Genomic DNA, 18,842 nt, shown 5'->3' with positions numbered 1-18,842 from the left:
ACAGCTCCATTATAAAAAGCCTGCGAACGTCGCAGGCTTTTTTATCGATTGAGACTGTGTACGCAGGCTTACCTGATTATAGATGTCGGTTTATAGCTGAAAACGCATCAACAAAGGGCGATAAAAGTGCTGAGTGAGCCAGCATAAGCTTTTCCAAATTATGCGTTTGTACCAAGGTAAGTGCGCAATATAAACATAGCTAAATTCAATTTCTGGCCGGGCTTTTCTGTTGCGTTTAAAAGCCGGAGCACCTGAGCTCATATTAAAGCGACGCTGGAATATCATTGCGTGGCGGATGGTATAGGCCGATATTCGACGATACAATGCGAGGCGTTGTGGCTTATTGGTATCGTAGCCAAAAATTGGGCAAGTCATATCATTATCAATTTCTACAATGCCTAACGTAGCCAGCATCTCTTCTTGATAAAACAGTCCCACTAACTGTACTAATTTGTTCTGGCTCGCCTGTTTTAAATATTGGGTTGAAAACTGTATGTTATTGAGGCTGTATTTATCAAGGTAAAGCATGTCATATAACTCTTTGGCACGCTGAAACTCTTCATCAGTGGTCAGTGGCCTAAACTGCCAATCTTTATCATTAAGCAGTTTGAAGTCTTTCGTTAAATCTCGGTTGAAGCTGAACGCTTGCCAATCATCAAGTAAATACACTTGTCGTGTTACCAAGCTTTGCCATTTTGGCTGCTTCAATCGCTGAATTAAGTGTAAATGCTGACGCTGGTTGAGGGAGCGAAGCACCAAGGGAAAGGTGGGGTATTGATCGAGTGCGACGCGACGCAGTTCATCGAGATTTAAGGCTGCCCATTGTTCGCTATACATATTGGTGGACAAGCACTGATTGTTGAGCGTTTGGACTTGATCCAATCCAGCCAGTGATAAGATTGGTTTAGTCATATTAATAAGTAACTTACATACCCATCGAACAGCCACATTTTTGACTTTGTGAAGCTCTTCTTCGGCGTAGCCACTAAGCAGTGTCATAGGGGACACGGCATAACAGTTGTTTGGTATTTTTGGTGTTACGGAGTAGGGAATGGCAACATCATCGATATAGTAGCAACCAAAGCTTGCTGTGCATTCATCAATGGGATTCGACTGCATAAGAGTGAAAAAAGTTTTATGCCATTCTTGAGAGGAAAGTGTCATGAGTTCAATGCCTCTCCATTCCACTCAATATCAACGGTAGAAGCGTCGCTCCACTTCGTCTTGTTCTGCCTAGCTAACCGGAGTAATTCAAACATACTCCGGATTTGGCTCCCGGCCGGTAAGTTATGCTGTTGCATCACATTCACTCCAGACCACCAATCTTGCCAAGTTCGAGCCTTGAACAGGGATAATCCACCTTCCGCGATGAGTGTTATTGGACCTAAATGATGCAATCGCTGCTTGGAAGGACTGGTAAACTCCATATTAGGAAGCAGTTGGTTGCATCGAGACGAGAGTAGGTGCAAACCACTGGTGGCTCTTGGGTTACATTCAATCACGTAGAGTTCATCTTGTGATTTGATGAAGTCAAACGACACTTGCCCATGATAAGTATGACGTTTACCAAAAGCTGCGATAAATGTATCTAGTCGTTCGCACGAGATCGGCTGAAAAGCACTGGCGGCCGAGCCGTTTACACAGTATTTCGGCACATAAGCTTGGTGTGCTTTAAGGTCACCATGTTCAAAAATGGCATAGTTACACACCGGAGTCCCATGGATTTTTTGTTGCTGAACCCAAGGGTAAAGGGGCGATATCGTGGCGGCAGAAATAGACTGAGTTGTCACATCTCTTATGACTTGCCCGCCAAACCGAGAGTAAACGGGCTTTAGAACGGTTCTCTTATTAATTTCAATCTCACTTTTATCAGCGACCAAACGAGTTTTTGGAAGTGTGATTTCTGGCAAACTTTGAAGCTGTTCAAAGACGGTCAACTTGTTGTGCAGGGCATTGAGTAGTCCCACATTGGGCAGAAAAAAATCTACTTCTGGGCATTGTTTGGCAACATGAGCCAAGTAATACACTTCTTCACAAGTGGGTATCACCATATCAATACGCATCTGAGTAATGATTTTTAGGATCTGCTGTTGATAGGTGGGAAACGCAAATCGAGGCGAAGCGGTGGGGATATAAGACTCGATGCCTCGCAAAAACGATCCTAGAGGTTTTTTTAGCGAATCGGTGAGAGTTACGTCATGTCCATGATGCATACACATGGTTGCCCACTCTAGTGCAACTGGTGATCGGGCTCCGGTGATTAAGACCCGCATATGTTCACCACACGTCGTTGTTTATTCATTGGCGTCCAAATAGGCGCAGGGCGGTAACTAAATCTGACAGGATCAAGCCGCAATTGCTCAAACAACTTTATCAAGGCTTGATGTATAACCCGATGGTGGTGAACATCCGCTTCAATTTGAATGGCTTGTGACCCTGTTTGGGTGATTCGGTAATCCACGCGACTTTGGGCGGATAGTGTTATAGCGCGGTAGATGAGATCTGGTAACACCGTCACTGGGACGTGGTTTGCGTTTAGCGTGAGGCGATCACCACATCGTCCGGCAATTGCGCCAAGAGGTTCAAATACGCCATTATCCTGTTTATTCTCAATAATATCGTCGAGCTGATAACGAATAATTGGCTGAGTTTTACGACGAAAATCGGTAATGATTGGGCTGTAATGAGTACGTTCGGTATTCAGCCAATGTTTTTCGATGTAAACAACATCTTGATTCCAGCGCATTTGTCCATGCTGATCCGTACATGCAAGAAAACCTTCAGTACATTGATAGACTTCATGGAGTTCGCTGTCGAACCGTTGAGAAATAAAGTGACGGTCACTCTCGGTTAGGACTTCTGCACCAGAAATGATCCGCTGTGGTTGAATTGCGGGTTGACCAAATTGACCGCTGAACTGGGCGCAGAGCTGAAGAGCTTGCGCACTACCAACCAAAAGCGTGGGTTGGAACTCATCCAGCTCTTTTATCCATTCTTGGTAAGGTTTGGTTAAATCGGCATAAAAAAATGTTACAGGCCCTTTCGCGACGGATTTATACAGTGGGCTGTTGGCGCGCAAGGCTAGAGCAATTCGGTGTTTTTGCCATAGGTTGGGCAACAGGCGAGCCAATATATTGCCAGCCCATAGTTGTGTTTCCTGTTTGTCAGCAAGAAACAACCCGCGCATGCCTGATGTGCCCGAAGAAAGCCCAACAGTAACATCGCCAACTTTCGAAGCGGCGAAGTTGCGTGACTGTTCTGCGTCGAGTGCTTGTTGCATTAGCTGTTCAGCATCTAAGCCTTTCGTATTCAACTCCGAGAGGTTCTCCATCATGGTTTGCTTATTCATGATAGGGAAATCACTGAGTGGTGCACCTTGAAGTGAGCGGTAATACGGTGAATGACGGCATACCCAATCCAAGTGTTGCGTTAAGTGTTGTTGCTGCCATGTTTCGACTTGTTCCCTTGAGCCGAAGGGGCGGTAGCGGGTTCGCCAGAATTCTGAGATAAGCGTTCTCACTTCATCCATCCTTCTTTGATTAGCTGCTGGATAGTTTCCTGACAATGTGAAGGCACGAAGCGAACAAAGTGGTGGGTTTGTTGGTAGCAACTTCTCAACTCGGAGAGGGTGTTTTTATAGGCTTTTGTATCATCGCAAAGCATGTTCGCCAGCCAATGTTGATCGATATTTTCACTCAAGCTCTCGATTAACCAGCATGCATCGGCGAGTAAGAACAGCCAACTTTGGTCTCTTTTAACTAGCAAGCCCACTTGACCCGCAGCATGGCCTGGCAAGCTAACCATATAAATGAATCCGTCGTCGAACATGTCTTTACAGAGCAAATTAACACCTTGGCACTGAGGAATAATTTGGCTGATTGGTACGGAAAAGTCACTATGAATGAATAAGTTAGATTCAAGTTGTGGAGGAAGTAGAGCTTTTAGGTATCCTTTTCTTACGCCTCCAATTCGACCACTCTTAGTAATTGCATCCACCCCTTTTTGTTGGCAATGCAATTGAGAGTGGGAAAACTCAGACACGGCAGCAATGTGATCAGCATGGAAGTGGGAGAGTACTAAGTGTTCAATATCATGAGGTTTGAGACTTTCTTTTGCTAACTGCGCAACAATTCCGTGTTCTTTGTTATAGCGACAAGGTGTTGTCCAAGCATAAAAACGTTCAGGGAAGGGACGAGTCGCGCTAAAAAAATGCTCGTGATATCCCGTGTCAAACAGGATGTTGCCTTGTGTTGGGTGCTGAATTAACGCAACGGCTGCCGGAAATGCTCTAGGCTTGATACCAGAACCTGGTTTGACAACAAAGCCTGGGTGTACGCAGTGTCCAACCTCAAAGATTTTTATTTTTAGACCAGTTTGCATACTGCTGTATTCCTTCTTGAATTGAAAAAAGCGGTTGGTAATTCAGTGTTTGTTTCGCCTTGCTGATATCCAGAGTTTGATGATAGTTAAACAATCCTGCGCTGTATGAGGTGAGCCTTGGTTCTGGCTGATGTGGTAAGTGCCTTCGTATTTGCTCACTGAGCTTTAATAATGGTGATACAACGCCATATGGTAATGATTGTAACGTTACTTTTAGGTTTAACCCCTCACATAAAGCTTGCAGAACAGTCTCAATTGGCATTGGTTCGTTGTTGGAAATGTTGAACACATCACCATGCTGAAGTCGGTCTGCCTGAGTGCAAGCGAGCATCGCTGCATGGGCAACGTTATCGACATAAGTCAGATCAACCACAGGATTTCTACCCGATGGCAGAAGCAGAGTGTTGTTTTTTATCGCCTTAAGCACTCTTGGGATAATAGCGCGATCATTGGGTCCAAAAATGCCACGCGGTCTTAAAATGATCGCTTTGCTTTGGCCTTTTACGGCTTCAATTTCCGATAGGTATTTTGTGTGTGCGTAATCATTACACCAGTATGAAGCTATGGCGTCGGTTTCTCGAATATTCCAACGGTCTTGATGGTCAAAGTAGACGCTGGTGGAGGAAATATGGATAAAACGCGAGATTTGATAGGTATTAGCCGCATTGACGAGGTTTTTGGTGGCATCTACATTGGCTTGATAAAACGCCTGCCACTTTCCCCATGGGCTTGAGAGAGCGGCACAATGGATGATTGCATCCATACCTTGGCATACCGCATGAACTGCTGAGTGGTCTCTTAAATCGACTATATGTGGGATAACATCGAATTGCTCGGCGAGTTGTTTAGCGATGACTGTATTTCGTGCTATAAAATGCAGTTCATGCTGCTGGTGAAACATTCTCAGAATTGCGCTACCCAACATCCCGCTGCCACCAGTGACCAATATCTTCATAGTTTTAGCACTCCCATCCCTAGCGACAACCCTGCGGCGGTGCCAGCTAATAACACATGTTTTCCTGCGGTTTCTGGCTGATTACGCAGCCAGTGTAAGTTAATTGGGAGTGAGGCGGCGACTTGGTTTCCCAAAGTCGAAAAGTGATTAACGGTTTTCTCTGTTGGTAGCCCGGTGAGTGAAGGCAGTTTTTTTAATCCATGCGCGCTGGCTTGATGAGGAAGAAAATAATCAATATCGCCGAGTGTTACCGGAGAGGCGTCAAACCCTTTTTTTAGAAACGCTGGTAAGGCTTTACGCACATGTTTAAAGAGTGCTTTGCCCTCCATCTCAAACTGGCAACTTTTTAAATAGGCTTGATGCTCGGAGGTATGCGGATTGATATGACTACCTCCGCCCTTAATTTGACAAAATGAATACCCGGTATGATGCGTTTCAAAGTGACTGGTGAGCAATCCATCATCGTCGTGTTCTTCGAGCAAAAATGCGGCGGCACCGTCCGCGAATAAGGTTGCAACTTCTGGTTTGAGCGTAAAATTTCGATTCAGTGTGATGCCAGTGGCGAGTTCGCTGGTGACAATAAGAATCCGACGGTACCGTTTTGCTAAGAATAGACTCTGAGCAAGATCAAGCGCAGAGAGAAAGGATAAACAGGTGCTGTTCAAATCAAAGCTTTCTAGCCATGTTGGAGCGTCTAACGCGGCGAGAACCGCTGAGGCGTCGTAGGGTAGAGACTGGTGGTGTGTGCCGCTAGCGTAGATAAGAAGATCAACGGAGCTTAAGGTATGTGTGTTTCCTAAACACTGCTCTATTGCCTGCATTGCCATGTAAATAGCGGTCTCTTTTGTATTGGCTACATGACGATATTCAACGTCGAATTTATTTCGGCAGGTCCCTGGCGCTAATTTTAGGAAGCGATCCATCTCTCGATCAGACCATTGATTCGTTGGCAGGTAGCTTCCACTGGAAACGATGTTAAAGCCCATTATTCTCTATACACTTATTAAAAACGTCGTTCAAAATAAACCACGTTGCATATTGAAGCTATGGCGAGCAAGATGAAAAATAAACAGAACAAAACAAATGGGAGTAAGAGCACGCTTTGGGTGCAATGCTGAGAATGAATTTTCAGGAATGAGCCTGGCTTTTATTTGCTGGCTCAATTTGAATAGAGTGAGGGTTACTTCTTAAATTTCGCCAAAATACGATCCAAATGGTTTGCAAATTCGCGTCGATCGGTTTGAGAAAGCGCGGCGGGTCCACCTGTCTGAATTCCGCTTGAACGCATGGTTTCCATAAAGTCGCGGATATTTAGGCGAGCTTTGATGGTGTCTTTTGTATAGAGCTCGCCACGAGAACTGAGGGCTTGAGCGCCTTTAGAGATAACCTCATCTGCAAGCGGAATATCTGACGTGATCACCAAATCGTTGGCTTCTACACGCTTGACGATTTCGTTGTCTGCGATGTCAAATCCCGCAGGGACTTGTAGCGAATGGATGTTGTCTCTTTTCGGCACAGGGACAACGTGGTTAGCGACAAACGTACATTCAATCCCCGTACGCTCGGCGGCACGCACAATGGTTTCGCGAATAACTTTTGGACACGCGTCTGCATCTACCCATAACTTCATGATGATTTCTCACTTAGCTTGGCTTCTAGCTCTTCAATACGAGCCACTAATTTTTTCACCGTGCTTTCTAGCGCTGCAAGACGATCATTATCGGTGTGCGCTTGTGCTGCGACTTCAACCTTGGGAACACGCTGAGCACTTTTCCAACTTTTTATTGCGGTGATTAATGCAGGCATTGGGACGGGCGTTTTCAAGCGTGCTTTCACTAACGCTACGGTTGGTTCTTTTCCTTGTTGTTGCAGTTGTTCCATTACCGCTTCTAATTCTTTAGTAACGTCTTGAGTTAACATTTTTAATCCTTAACAACGATATATCTATCATCATACGTTGAGTGCGCTAATTTGGCGAATGGCATTTTGGAGAGTGTAGTGTGAGAGATCTCTTACATAGGTTGTGAGAGAAAACGATTTCGTAAGCGGGAAAAGAGAAGATAAAGAGCTTAAGTTTATGATAAATAATGATTTAACAACTTGTTAACCAATGTGAGAGCCAAATATTTATCTTGGATAGATTGTCTATTTTTGGAAAAGGCGTAAATTGAGAGTTGTCAGCAGGAAGCAGACATGGAACAGGAAAGCACCAAGGATTTGGTTATCGTCAGGAAGACGATTTGGTTGGTCAGGATGATTAATCAAGCATGGAGCGTAGGACATTGTAAGGATACGATCATCAATAGGATGTTGATGACTAAGGATAGACAATGGACCCTCTAGGATTGAGGTTATGGACAGCATCAGGAAGATGCAAGGGACACCGCTCAAGGAACAAGTGACGTGTGCTAACGAGGAATGTTAGCAGTCAGGATGATAAGGACACCGCTAGGACGGCGACGTAAGGAATAAGCTGACGGAATCAGCCACTATTATGGATGATGCATGGAGCACTTTTAGTAGCCGGACTGCTGCGAGTAAGACCATGACCCCGATACTTATGTGTCGGGGTCTTTCTTATATAAAAACGATATCCAGTGTTCTCATTGAATTAAGCATCTCGATGTTGCTTGGGGATATCAATATCACAAAATATATAAATTCCTAATAACACTTAATAAAAAACAACTCAGATCAATATCCTTTCCAACCAGTTGGTTTAACTTTCGGCTTCTCTACAAGGTGTTATGCCCGCAATCATTGAGCATGTTCAGCTCATCGAGTTTGTGATCTGCGGATAGATTAAGTTTGTTGTAATCAAGGAACAGATGTGGCCATAGTAACCAGAAGAATGCTTCTTCTACCCTACAATGAGTCGTTGCAACTAGAATTCGTCATGCTGAATTGCTGTGCGAAAAACCGTGCTGAATTGAATGGTCCGTATACAGTTGCGTCTGCCAAACAGATGTTTGAGAAAATACTGGATGATGAGAACATTTATAGTATGGCAGTGCTAGAGAGCACCAGTCGTGACTATATGGGGCACGTGTTTATTGCTAATCTCGATTCCGAACCTGAATTAGGGTTTATTTTTGATAAATCATATTGGGGTAAAGGGTTAGCAACAGAAGCACTAAAAGCATTTTTCCCCAAAGCGTGCCATGAGTTGGGCTTGAATAAGGTGAAAGCTAACGTGAATAGCAATCATCAAGCTTCTATGGCGGTACTGAAAAAGCTGGGATTTGTTAAAACAAAAGAAAGTAAGGATATATATGGTCCTTACTTTGAAATGGAATTTACAAGCGATGCGGTGGTAGGTGAAAGTTCTGCGGCCTGAAACCGACCATGGTTAACTCTCCTTGGTAGCAATCGTCACCAAGAGATGAAAACTCAAATTGATACACCGTATGCCAACGCCAGACTCCGTCTGGCGTTTTTAGTTTATGGGCACCAAAGGCGATGCTGATTAATTGGAGATCCAATTGCTCACATTTACGCGTGATGGCCGCTTTTGCGAGTTCGGCTTGGCGACGCTGTTGCCAAAACAGGTAACAGAAAAAGCAGAGCCCTAAAATTGCTAAAAGATCACCAATCATTCCTGAACCTTTCTTAGCTTTTTGTTGCTTGTTGTAAGCTTACTAGCGCATTTGCTAGTTCCTCTGATGGGTTTGAATGCAGCAAAGGCAATAACACCATTCTTAACTCTGGCAGCATCACTAAATCGGCAAATAACTGATTAAATAGGGCTTGATTACCGGTTTGAGCTAAACGCAGCAAAAACTGTTCTGCTACCTTTTCATTGGCGAGTAAGTGCCAAGCGCGACCCGCCACACCAATCAAAACCTCCTGATGGCTTAAACGAGGGCTATGCAATATCGCATCTAATACTGGAGAGGCGACTTCTGTTGGTGCACCAGCAAGGGCTCGGATAAGTGCTGAAAGTAGGAAGAGATCAGGTTCGCTACTTGCGATTTCTTGCTGTGCCTTTTCCGCAATACGTTCTGCTAAACGCTCTTGAAGCTCTACATGCTCAAGCGCACCTAATAGGGCATAAAGTGGCTCATTTGGTAGGTGGTTCAACGCTTTGCGTATCATTACCCCGTTTTGCTCTTTGTCCAAACGAGCGGCCATGTCGGTGATCCCTTGCAGACCTACGGTTTGCCAATTATCCCAGCCTAAACCACCTGAAAAGTAATGCTGAGTGTGCTCATAATATTGGCTGGTAGGAAGATCGAGGTTCGCGCGGACCTGGCTATGAAACACGGCCATTTTGTCTTCGGAAGGTTTGAACGTATATGGGTTATTAGACAGCTTTTGCTGTTGCTCTTCAGAGATATCACCATTGAGGCGTGTTCCCATGGCTTCCACTACGTATTTAATGAAATTGCCGATATCTGATTGCTTTAACAAACCGCGCTCGTCCAATTCAAACTTTAGAAACCAAATCCAAGGCTGCTTTTGTTCATTCCAATAAGCGATGGCAAGGTGTGCTTTACGCTGCATTGGGAATGGGTACGGTGCTTGACCTTTTTCTACATCGGCAAACTCTTTCTTAGCGATGGTTTTGATACGACGACCAAGATCGAAGATTTGATAATCACAGCGGCTGTTGTTCAACAGTTGAGTGAGGGTTTGAATGTTTTCCATTAAATACGACGTCCTAACGTTCTTTTCACAAGAAATGGTATCATTCTCGGCTAATTCAAGGTTCGAGATAGAATTAATGGTAACAAATACTCAATTGGTCGACTTACTTCACCAACTTGAAACGCAGCTTAAAGAACATAAGTTGTGGCAACACACTAGGCCTTCAGAGCAAGCCTTACAAAGCGTGGAGCCATTTGCGATTGATACATTGCATCCTCATGAGTGGTTGCAGTGGATCTTTATAGACAGAATGCACGTGCTAGTGGAAAACAACCAACCATTGCCAAGAGGGTTTTCTCTCGAGCCCTATTTTTCAGAAGCGTGGAAGCAGGAACCGCAGTTCGCAGAGCTGCTTGTTACAATCCGAACCATTGACGAACTGTGTAAGTAAACGAATGCTAGAACAAGAAATAGCGCGATCTTCAGAACCAGTTGAGCTGGAGATCGTTTATCAGGATGAATATTTTGTAGCGGTCAACAAGCCTGCAGGCATGTTAGTGCATCGCAGTTGGTTAGATAAACACGAAACTCAGTTTGTCATGCAAACTTTGCGCGACCAAATTGGTCAGCATGTGTTCCCATTGCATCGTCTGGATCGTCCAACATCTGGTGTGCTCGTGTTTGCGTTGTCGAGTGAAGTCGCATCACAAGTCATGCCGATGTTTGCTGAACATAAAATGGAAAAGACATACCACGCAGTAGTACGCGGTTGGATTGAGGAAGAGGGCGTCTTGGATTACGCGCTCAAAGTCGAGTTAGACAAGATTGCGGATAAGTTCGCTTCACAAGAAAAAGAAGCGCAAGAAGCGGTGACGGAATATAAGCCGTTGGCTAAAGTGGAGGTTCCCTATTCGACGGGTAAATTTCCTACAACGCGTTATTGCTTAGTTGAGATGAAACCTAAAACGGGGCGTAAGCACCAACTTCGTCGTCATATGGCACATCTACGCCATCCGATCGTGGGTGATACAACGCACGGGGATGGAAAGCACAACAAGCTGTATCGCACAGAGTTTGATTCTCATCGTTTGCTACTGCATGCTTCAGAGTTACGGTTTGTCCATCCATTTACCGATCAAGAGATTGTCATGACGGCCAATCTTGATGAAACTTGGCAGCAATTGTTTACTCGATTTGAGTGGGATGAACCGATAATCGGCGCAGTTAGATCTAGATAATGATTGAGTACAAATAAAAAGGGTTAGCATCAATGCTAACCCTTTTTAATATTTAAGACTTAACGTTTTACTTTAGTTTTTCAAGATCCGCTTCGATCTCTGCGATCTTGCTCGAAACGACTTTTTCTAAATGACGAAGGTCTGAAAGAATTTTCTCTTTTACATCAACCTCAGGTTGTTTCGTTGGCTTAGTGATTTTATTCAGTTCATCAATGACTAATGTGAGGTTACGGTTGATTTCCGTTACTTCTTTATATTTGTGACTGCCACTGTCCACAAGAACATTTTTGATTTGGCGCGGGTATTTGAATTTAACGCTTTTAGCGAACAGTTCGCCTTTTTGCTTGTGGAAATAGATCTTGAGTACGTCTTTGTGTGCTTCTTGGCGTAGGGAATAACGTTCAATCTGCTTAGGGTCGTGAATACCCAAACCAGTGAGGTGGGGATACATAGGCTACCTCTATTACATCGAATTGATATTGATATAACTGTAGCAGCCTATGTATGAGCTAGATAGCTGATATTTAGCCAAAATGCTTAACTTGTGGGCAAGATCGCTCTCGCCCTGAACCGAAAAGATTGGCAGGTTTGATCTAAGCTGCGACCTCATCAGATAACTTTTCGATCAATCTCTCTCTTAGCTCATCCTGTTGTTCTTCACTTAATCTTCCCCCTGCATCACTGGTTAAAATAAACAAGTCTTCTGCTCGCTCACCAATGGTGGTGATTTTTGCACCATGAAGGTTGATATTTAAATCAGCAAACGTACGGCCTACTTTGGCCAATAGCCCTGGTGTGTCTAGCGCGACAAACTCCATTAAAGTGTGTTTTTTACCTTTGGTTGGTAAGAAGTCGACTTTGGTTTTCACGTTAAAGTGCTGAAGTTTGTTCGGAGTACGGCGCGTTTTAATCTTGGTTGGTCGGCCTGCCTCCAGTACATGAGTGAGGTGTTTAATCACCGCGGCGTGACGAGACTCATCGATCGCTTCGCCATGTTGATCGAGTACCATAAAGGTATCAATCACGTGCCCATCTTTGCTGGTCATGATTTGCGCGTCGTGTACATTAAAATTACGCCTATCTAACTCCGCCACGACTGTCGCAAATAAAGCAGGCTGGTCTTTCGTATATACAAACACCTCAGTGCCGCCACGAGTGGCTTTTTTACTGATCAACACTAAAGGCTTAGTCGGATCTTCCATGCGAAGTAAGTGTTCGCAGTGCCACGCGATTTGCGTATGGGTATGACGAAGGAAGTAGTCAGCTTTGAAGCGTTGCCACAATACTTCAATTTCGCGCGCGGCAAACCCCTCTTTGCGCAGCATTGCGGAGGCCATTTGTTGATTGTGGCGAATTCGCTCACGCACATCGACAGGGTTCTCTAGGCCTCTACGTAAAGCACGTTGTGTGGAGTAATACAGCTCCGCAAGTAAAGTTCGTTTCCAAGCATTCCAAAGTTCTGGGTTGGTTGCACAAATATCTGCAACTGTCAGGCATACAAGATAATCGAGAGATTCTTCGTCTCTGACTTTTTTGGCAAATTCGGTAATGACATCGGGATCATAAATGTCTCGGCGCTGTGCGGTGACAGACATTAATAGATGATGTCTTACCAACCAAGCGACAAGTTTGGCCTCGGGCTTCGATAAGCCATGCTCAATGCAGAAGTCGTACGCTTCTCCTTCACCGATAATCGAGTGATCGCCGCCACGACCTTTCCCGATGTCATGGAAAATAGCGGCAATAATCAGCAGCTCTTTCTTTTGCATCCGTGGGTAGACGTCACAGCAAATTGGGTGCTTCGCATGATTTTCTGGGTCACTAAAAGTGTTGATGTGTTTAAGTAAGCGAATACTGTGTTCATCAACTGTGTAGGCATGGAATAAGTCAAACTGCATTTGACCAACAATCTGACTCCATTGCGGCAAATAGGCCGCCATAACTCCTAATCGGTGCATGAGACTGAATGCTTTGTGCAGAGCATTAGGGTGACGACATAACGCCATGAACTTTTCACGCGCAGCAGGAATGGTGTGCAAAAACTTGTTGAGCCGACGGCGAGCGGTGCGCAGTTGACGCAGCGTTGGTGGGCTCACCCCTTCAATAGTTGAGTCGTTAGCAATATGTAAGAACATATCCAGAATAGTTTCTGGGCGAGCTTGGAACAATGCGGGTTTCCGCGCTTCAATTAAAGAACCGCGACGTTGAAAGTCCGTATCGAGAATCTCGGCACTTTCTGTCGCCCCACCATTAATGATCGCTTGGTCAAAGAGTTTGAGTAGCATTTTATTGAGCTCTGCCACACGACGAAGCGTGCGGTAGAACTCTTTCATCATCATTTCTACGCCTCGGTTGCCTTCTCCGACGTAGCCTAGATTTTCCGCAACTTGTGCTTGATGAGCAAAGGTCAAGCGGTTGTCATAGCGGCGAAGCTCCATGTGCAGAGCGAAACGTACTCGCCAAAGGAAGTCCTGACATTCAACCAATTCTCGGTATTCTGCGTCAGTTAAAAATCCGTATCGGCTCATTTCTAACAATGAAGTCGCACCAAAGTGACGTCGAGCGACCCAGCTTAATGTATGAATATCGCGCAGCCCGCCAGGGGTTGATTTAATGTCCGGTTCTAAGTTGTAGGTCGTGTCGTGGTAACGTGCATGGCGTTCGCGCTGCTCTTGAATTTTAGCGCGGTAAAACGTCTCACTTGGCCAGAAGGAGTCTGATAACACGACTTTCTTCAGTGCCTGAAAGGTGTCCTCGCTTCCACACAGCAGTCGCGCTTCTTGCAGGTTTGTCGCGACCGTTAGATCGGCTTTACCAATTTCAGCACATTCAGTAACGGTGCGAACAGCGTGTCCGACCTCGAGTTTTAAATCCCACAACAGCGTAATGAATTCGCTGATTTTTGCTTCTAACGCGGTTGGCAGTTTATTGTTCGACAGAATCAAAATATCGATATCGGAGAGCGGATGCAGCTCACCGCGTCCGTAGCCACCAACGGCAACTAGGGAAATGTTGTAAATATCCTTGAAACCAAAATGTTGCCACAAACGATTGAGAAGCAGATCCATATATTCAGCTCTGGCTAAAACCAAGCTTGTTACCGGATGATGATTGAGAAACTCTTGGTTTTGATTAGAGCTAAACTTCTCTAATTCTTGTTTGAGTTCACCGATATTGATTTGTTCATCGGAAAAGGTAAGAGGGGACTGAAGTGTCATATTTGCCATCCGTGCAAGCTAATCTAATAACAATCTAACAAATTTGCGGCAGATAAAAAATATCCCCGCCGAAGCAGGGATATAGTAAACAACGAGTGGTCGTAAGCTTTACGCGTTTTTCATTAGGCGAGGAATCGTATCGTCGCTACGAAGCGTCAGTACTTCACAACCTTCTTTTGTTACTACAATGGTATGTTCCCATTGCGCAGAGTTCTTGCCGTCGCCCGTGTAAACAGTCCAGTCATCTTGTGCATCAACAGAGCAACCAAATTTACCTGCGTTAATCATCGGCTCAATAGTAAAGCACATGCCTTCTTTTAATACGCGGCGGTCTTTGTTCTTGTAATGAACCACTTGTGGTTCTTCATGGAACTCATCGCCGATACCGTGACCACAGAAGTCTTTCACAATAGAAAACTTGTTGCGAGGATTGTTCTTGTTGTTCTCTTTGATGTACTTCTCGATAGCTGTACCGATGTCACCAACCGTTGAACCTGGCTTAACGGTACGCATACCAACATACAGTGCTTCTTGAGCTACCATGCACAGACGTTTGTTTGCAGGCGAAACATCACCGACTAGGAACATCTTAGAAGTGTCACCATGGTACCCCTGAGGACGCACGCTCAGATCGGCATTCTCATCATTTGGAACGATTACGGTAATATCAACGTTTAAGATGTCACCATCTTTTAGTACCGCCGGCTTCATTTGGCCGTTGCTACCGATTTCGTCTTTTTCCGCTGGAATACCGTGGCATACGATATGGTTGATTGAAGTACAGATCGACTTAGGGAAACCATGGTAATCAAGCGGAGCAGAGTATGCGCCTTTTTCTAGAGCGTACTCATGACAGATTTTGTTTAACTCTTCTGTCGTCACACCAACTTTGATGTGTGGTTCGATCATTTCTAGAATCTCTGCGGCTAGCTTGCCCGCAATGCGCATGCGTTCTATTTCTTCAGCAGTTTTAATCTTGATTGACATTGGCTTTCTCTACTTATTCCTAAGCACGTAAACGTGCGAATGGCCGCATTCTATCAGACATCGGGGCGTTAACCCAAGTTAGATAGGAATATGCATCATTCTTAATTCGATCATATGTTTAAAGTTTTGCTTATAAATAGGAGAAAGTGGCTCGGTGAAGAAATAATTTTTACTAGCCACAGTGAGCTAAAATATGGTATAAAGCGCGCCGGAATAGAGGACTGTTCTCTTCGTTTAGCAAAGTTAAGCGGCGAAGCAAGCTTCATCCGAATAACCTTTTATCTTTAAATCACACACATTCCGTCACATATTCCGGGGTGCTGAGCAGAAGCTTGGTCGGAGTTATGGGGAATGTGGAGGCCTAACCCCATAGAGGATTTTAAAATGGCAACTGTATCAATGCGCGATATGCTAAAAGCTGGTGTTCACTTCGGTCACCAGACTCGTTACTGGAACCCAAAAATGAAGCCATTCATCTTTGGCGCTCGTAACAAAGTTCATATCATCAACCTAGAAAAAACTGTACCAATGTTCAACGACGCTCTAGCTGAACTAGCTAAAGTTGGCGAGAAGAAAGGTAAGGTTCTATTCGTAGGTACTAAGCGCGCTGCATCTGAAGCTGTTAAAGAAGCTGCAATCGCAAGCAACCAGTTTTACGTAAACAACCGCTGGTTAGGCGGTATGCTTACAAACTACAAAACAGTTCGTCAGTCTATCAAGCGTCTAAAAGAACTAGAGACTCAATCTCAAGACGGTACTTTTGACAAACTAACTAAGAAAGAAGCTCTAATGCGTACTCGCGAAATGGAGAAGCTAGAGAAATCTCTTGGTGGTATCAAAGACATGGGCGGCCTACCAGACGCTCTATTCGTAATCGACGCTGATCACGAACACATTGCAATTAAAGAAGCTAACAACCTAGGTATTCCAGTATACGCTGTGGTAGATACTAACTCTAACCCAGACGGCGTTGACTACGTAATCCCAGGTAACGACGACGCGATCCGCGCTGTACAGCTATACCTGAACGCTGCTGCTTCAGCAGTATCTGAAGGTCGTAACAAAGACGTAGCTGCAGTTGCTGAAAAAGACGGTTTCGTAGAAGCTGAATAATAGCGGCTCTGTGTCACACTTGGTCTATGTGAAACCTTTGTGTAGCATAAACTAAGTTATAGTTAGCAATGGGGGCCGACAATGTTAGGCCCCTGTTTTTTACCTTATTTCGAATCAAACGAGGAAGACAGAATGGCAACTGTAACTGCTGCTCTAGTTAAAGAACTTCGCGAGCGTACTGGCGCTGGCATGATGGAATGTAAGAAAGCGCTTGTAGAAGCAAACGCTGACATCGAACTAGCAATTGAAAACATGCGTAAATCTGGCGCAGCGAAAGCAGCTAAGAAAGCTGGTAACGTTGCAGCTGAAGGCGCAATCATCATCAAAGAAGAAAACGGCGTTGCTGTTCTTCTTGAAGTTAACTGCCAAACTGACTTCGTTGCTAAAGACGGTAACTTCACTGCATTCGCAGAAGAAGTTGCAGCTGCAGCTCTAGCTTCAAAAGCTTCTGTTGAAGAACTACAAGCACAATTCGAAGACGCACGTGTAGCTCTAGTAGCTAAAATCGGTGAAAACATCACTATCCGTCGCGTAGAATACGTTCAAGGCACTGCAATCGCTTCTTACCGTCACGGTGAGAAAATCGGTGTTGTTGTTGCTGGTGAAGGCGACGCAGAAACTCTTAAGCACGTTGCAATGCACGTTGCTGCTTCTAAGCCAGAGTTCGTTAACCCAGAAGACGTACCAGCTGACGTAGTAGAAAAAGAGAAAGCGGTTCAAGTTGAAATCGCAATGAACGAAGGCAAGCCTGCTGAAATCGCTGAGAAGATGGTTGTTGGCCGCATGAAGAAATTCACTGGCGAGATCTCTCTAACAGGTCAAGCTTTCATCATGGAGCCTAAGAAAACTGTAGGCGAAATGCTGAAAGAAAAAGGCGCTTCAGTTTCTACGTTCGTTCGCCTAGAAGTAGGTGAAGGTATCGAGAAGAAAGAAGAAATGAGCTTCGCTGAAGAAGTTGCAGCAGCTCAAAAAGGTTAATCCTTAGAGACTGTATAAAGATTAGACCGTAGCCAAGGCTGCGGTCTTTTTATGAGCAGTGAACGATTAGCCGTGATGAATAGCCATAACTGAAGTTGTGTCTATTCATGACTGTTAATCAACAACTCTCTTTGGAAGGTAAACTCCATGACTACGAACCCTAAACCAGCGTATCAACGTATTCTATTAAAACTGAGTGGTGAAGCTCTTCAAGGTGAAGACGGTTTTGGTATTGATCCTGCGGTCCTTGATCGTATGGCACAAGAAGTTAAAGAACTGGTTGAACTGGGTGTTCAGGTTGGTGTAGTTATCGGTGGCGGTAACTTGTTCCGTGGTGCAGGCCTAGCTGAAGCTGGTATGAACCGCGTAGTTGGTGACCACATGGGTATGCTTGCTACAGTAATGAATGGCCTAGCGATGCGTGATGCTCTTCACCGTGCATACGTAAATGCGCGCGTTATGTCTGCAATCCCTCTAAAAGGCGTATGTGACGACTATAATTGGGCTGATGCGATCCGTGAGCTTCGCCAAGGCCGAGTTGTCATCTTCTCTGCTGGTACTGGTAACCCGTTCTTTACAACGGATTCTGCTGCTTGTTTACGTGGTATCGAAATTGAAGCGGATGTCGTACTAAAAGCGACGAAAGTTGATGGTGTATTTACTGCTGACCCTGTAGCAAACCCAGACGCAGAGCTGTATGATAAGCTATCTTATGCAGAAGTTCTGGATAAAGAGCTGAAAGTTATGGACTTGGCGGCGTTTACGCTAGCTCGTGACCACAAAATGCCAATCCGCGTATTTAATATGAACAAGCCAGGCGCACTACGTCGCGTGGTAATGGGCGAAGCAGAAGGCACGCTCATCAACGAATAAGCTTGGCTTAAGGTGCCACTCCAACGCGTTAGGGTGGTGCTTGCTTTGCTCAACCGTTTTAGGCTTTCTTCAGGAAAGATGACATTTTTAAGGTGAAACTGTGATTAACGAAATCAAAAAAGACGCGCAAGAGCGCATGGATAAAAGCGTTGAAGCGCTTAAGAACAACCTTTCTAAAATTCGTACAGGTCGTGCACACCCAAGCCTACTATCTGGTATTTCTGTAGAATACTACGGTGCAGCAACACCTCTAAACCAAGTAGCAAACGTTATTGCTGAAGATGCACGTACACTTGCAATCACGGTTTTTGATAAAGAGCTGACGCCGAAAGTAGAAAAAGCGATCATGACGTCTGACCTTGGTCTAAACCCTATGTCAGCTGGCACTATCATCCGCGTTCCACTTCCACCGCTAACGGAAGAGCGTCGTAAAGACCTAGTTAAGATCGTTCGTGGTGAAGCTGAAGGTGGTCGTGTTGCTGTTCGTAACATCCGTCGTGACGCAAACAACGA

At 44.8% G+C, this 18,842-nt stretch carries 20 protein-coding genes; 7 read left to right on the top strand and 13 right to left on the bottom strand.

Annotated elements, in window-relative coordinates:
• Positions 1–90: 90 nt before the first annotated feature.
• From IQP38_RS24150 to IQP38_RS24115, 8 genes are all read right to left on the bottom strand, one after another.
• On the bottom strand, positions 91–1,164 hold the full coding sequence (locus IQP38_RS24150; RefSeq protein WP_053304076.1) for a hypothetical protein: 1,074 nt from the start codon (positions 1,162–1,164) through the stop codon (positions 91–93).
• Entirely contained in the window at positions 1,161–2,273 is a 1,113-nt protein-coding gene (locus IQP38_RS24145) for an ATP-grasp domain-containing protein (RefSeq protein ID WP_053304075.1), read from the bottom strand. Before IQP38_RS24145 ends, IQP38_RS24150 begins: the two co-directional genes overlap by 4 nt.
• Complete coding sequence (locus IQP38_RS24140) at positions 2,261–3,529, bottom strand: F390 synthetase-related protein (protein WP_170897457.1); 1,269 nt, start codon at positions 3,527–3,529, stop codon at positions 2,261–2,263. Before IQP38_RS24140 ends, IQP38_RS24145 begins: the two co-directional genes overlap by 13 nt.
• A complete protein-coding gene (locus tag IQP38_RS24135; protein ID WP_017636031.1) occupies positions 3,517–4,380 on the bottom strand; it encodes an MBL fold metallo-hydrolase in 864 nt (287 codons plus the stop codon). The genes IQP38_RS24140 and IQP38_RS24135 overlap by 13 nt, the downstream gene beginning before the upstream one ends.
• The gene (locus IQP38_RS24130; protein WP_017636032.1) at positions 4,349–5,335 is read right to left on the bottom strand and encodes an NAD-dependent epimerase/dehydratase family protein; all 987 of its coding nucleotides are present in this window, start codon (positions 5,333–5,335) and stop codon (positions 4,349–4,351) included. Before IQP38_RS24130 ends, IQP38_RS24135 begins: the two co-directional genes overlap by 32 nt.
• A complete protein-coding gene (locus tag IQP38_RS24125; protein ID WP_017636033.1) occupies positions 5,332–6,321 on the bottom strand; it encodes a ketoacyl-ACP synthase III in 990 nt (329 codons plus the stop codon). Before IQP38_RS24125 ends, IQP38_RS24130 begins: the two co-directional genes overlap by 4 nt.
• A 194-nt stretch (positions 6,322–6,515) precedes the next feature.
• Positions 6,516–6,965, bottom strand: a complete 450-nt coding sequence (locus tag IQP38_RS24120; protein WP_005380310.1) for a YaiI/YqxD family protein — start codon at positions 6,963–6,965, stop codon at positions 6,516–6,518.
• Positions 6,962–7,255 carry a hypothetical protein gene (locus tag IQP38_RS24115; RefSeq protein WP_012841496.1) on the bottom strand — a complete coding sequence of 98 codons (294 nt, stop codon included), beginning with the start codon at positions 7,253–7,255 and terminating at the stop codon, positions 6,962–6,964. Before IQP38_RS24115 ends, IQP38_RS24120 begins: the two co-directional genes overlap by 4 nt.
• A 931-nt stretch (positions 7,256–8,186) precedes the next feature.
• Between IQP38_RS24115 and IQP38_RS24110 the strand changes: the two genes are divergently transcribed.
• The gene (locus IQP38_RS24110; RefSeq protein ID WP_080996677.1) at positions 8,187–8,672 is read left to right on the top strand and encodes a GNAT family N-acetyltransferase; all 486 of its coding nucleotides are present in this window, start codon (positions 8,187–8,189) and stop codon (positions 8,670–8,672) included.
• Here the strand turns inward: IQP38_RS24110 and IQP38_RS24105 are convergent.
• Both IQP38_RS24105 and IQP38_RS24100 read right to left on the bottom strand, forming a co-directional pair.
• Complete coding sequence (locus IQP38_RS24105; protein ID WP_005380315.1) at positions 8,632–8,931, bottom strand: DUF3301 domain-containing protein; 300 nt, start codon at positions 8,929–8,931, stop codon at positions 8,632–8,634. The genes IQP38_RS24110 and IQP38_RS24105 overlap by 41 nt on opposite strands.
• A 13-nt stretch (positions 8,932–8,944) precedes the next feature.
• Complete coding sequence (locus IQP38_RS24100) at positions 8,945–9,982, bottom strand: DUF3549 family protein (RefSeq protein ID WP_017636035.1); 1,038 nt, start codon at positions 9,980–9,982, stop codon at positions 8,945–8,947.
• Between the two features lie 76 nt (positions 9,983–10,058).
• Between IQP38_RS24100 and IQP38_RS24095 the strand changes: the two genes are divergently transcribed.
• Both IQP38_RS24095 and truC read left to right on the top strand, forming a co-directional pair.
• The gene (locus tag IQP38_RS24095) at positions 10,059–10,373 is read left to right on the top strand and encodes a YqcC family protein (protein ID WP_005391784.1); all 315 of its coding nucleotides are present in this window, start codon (positions 10,059–10,061) and stop codon (positions 10,371–10,373) included.
• Between the two features lie 4 nt (positions 10,374–10,377).
• Positions 10,378–11,160, top strand: a complete 783-nt coding sequence (truC, locus tag IQP38_RS24090) for a tRNA pseudouridine(65) synthase TruC (RefSeq protein WP_017636036.1) — start codon at positions 10,378–10,380, stop codon at positions 11,158–11,160.
• A gap of 67 nt (positions 11,161–11,227) precedes the next feature.
• Here truC and IQP38_RS24085 read toward each other — a convergent pair whose 3' ends face one another.
• The 3 genes from IQP38_RS24085 to map all read right to left on the bottom strand — a co-directional run bounded on the left by IQP38_RS24085 (position 11,228) and on the right by map (position 15,365).
• Positions 11,228–11,611 (bottom strand): DUF3461 family protein, encoded by a 384-nt coding sequence (locus IQP38_RS24085; RefSeq protein ID WP_005380322.1) that lies wholly within the window; start codon positions 11,609–11,611, stop codon positions 11,228–11,230.
• 142 nt (positions 11,612–11,753) lie between these two features.
• Positions 11,754–14,378, bottom strand: coding sequence for a bifunctional uridylyltransferase/uridylyl-removing protein GlnD (gene glnD, locus IQP38_RS24080; RefSeq protein WP_017636037.1), 2,625 nt, complete (start codon positions 14,376–14,378; stop codon positions 11,754–11,756).
• 108 nt (positions 14,379–14,486) lie between these two features.
• Positions 14,487–15,365, bottom strand: a complete 879-nt coding sequence (gene map / locus IQP38_RS24075; protein ID WP_005380326.1) for a type I methionyl aminopeptidase — start codon at positions 15,363–15,365, stop codon at positions 14,487–14,489.
• Between the two features lie 384 nt (positions 15,366–15,749).
• Here map and rpsB point away from each other — a divergent pair, with 384 nt between their 5' ends.
• The 4 genes from rpsB to frr all read left to right on the top strand — a co-directional run.
• Positions 15,750–16,478, top strand: a complete 729-nt coding sequence (gene rpsB / locus IQP38_RS24070) for a 30S ribosomal protein S2 (RefSeq protein WP_005380327.1) — start codon at positions 15,750–15,752, stop codon at positions 16,476–16,478.
• 132 nt (positions 16,479–16,610) lie between these two features.
• Positions 16,611–17,456 carry a translation elongation factor Ts gene (gene tsf, locus IQP38_RS24065; protein WP_005380328.1) on the top strand — a complete coding sequence of 282 codons (846 nt, stop codon included), beginning with the start codon at positions 16,611–16,613 and terminating at the stop codon, positions 17,454–17,456.
• 147 nt (positions 17,457–17,603) lie between these two features.
• Positions 17,604–18,329: a UMP kinase gene (pyrH, locus tag IQP38_RS24060; RefSeq protein WP_005380329.1), complete on the top strand. Its 726-nt coding sequence runs from the start codon at positions 17,604–17,606 to the stop codon at positions 18,327–18,329.
• A 100-nt stretch (positions 18,330–18,429) separates the two neighbouring features.
• Positions 18,430–18,842: ribosome recycling factor (gene frr / locus IQP38_RS26810; RefSeq protein ID WP_322621763.1), on the top strand; the 413-nt coding region annotated here is incomplete at its 3' end.

The sequence above is a fragment of the Vibrio sp. OPT41 genome (assembly GCF_015163595.1).
Taxonomy (GTDB): Bacteria; Pseudomonadota; Gammaproteobacteria; order Enterobacterales; family Vibrionaceae; genus Vibrio; species Vibrio alginolyticus.
The sequence above is the reverse complement of the archived record's forward strand: the minus strand, read 5'-3'. Positions and strand labels throughout refer to the sequence as shown.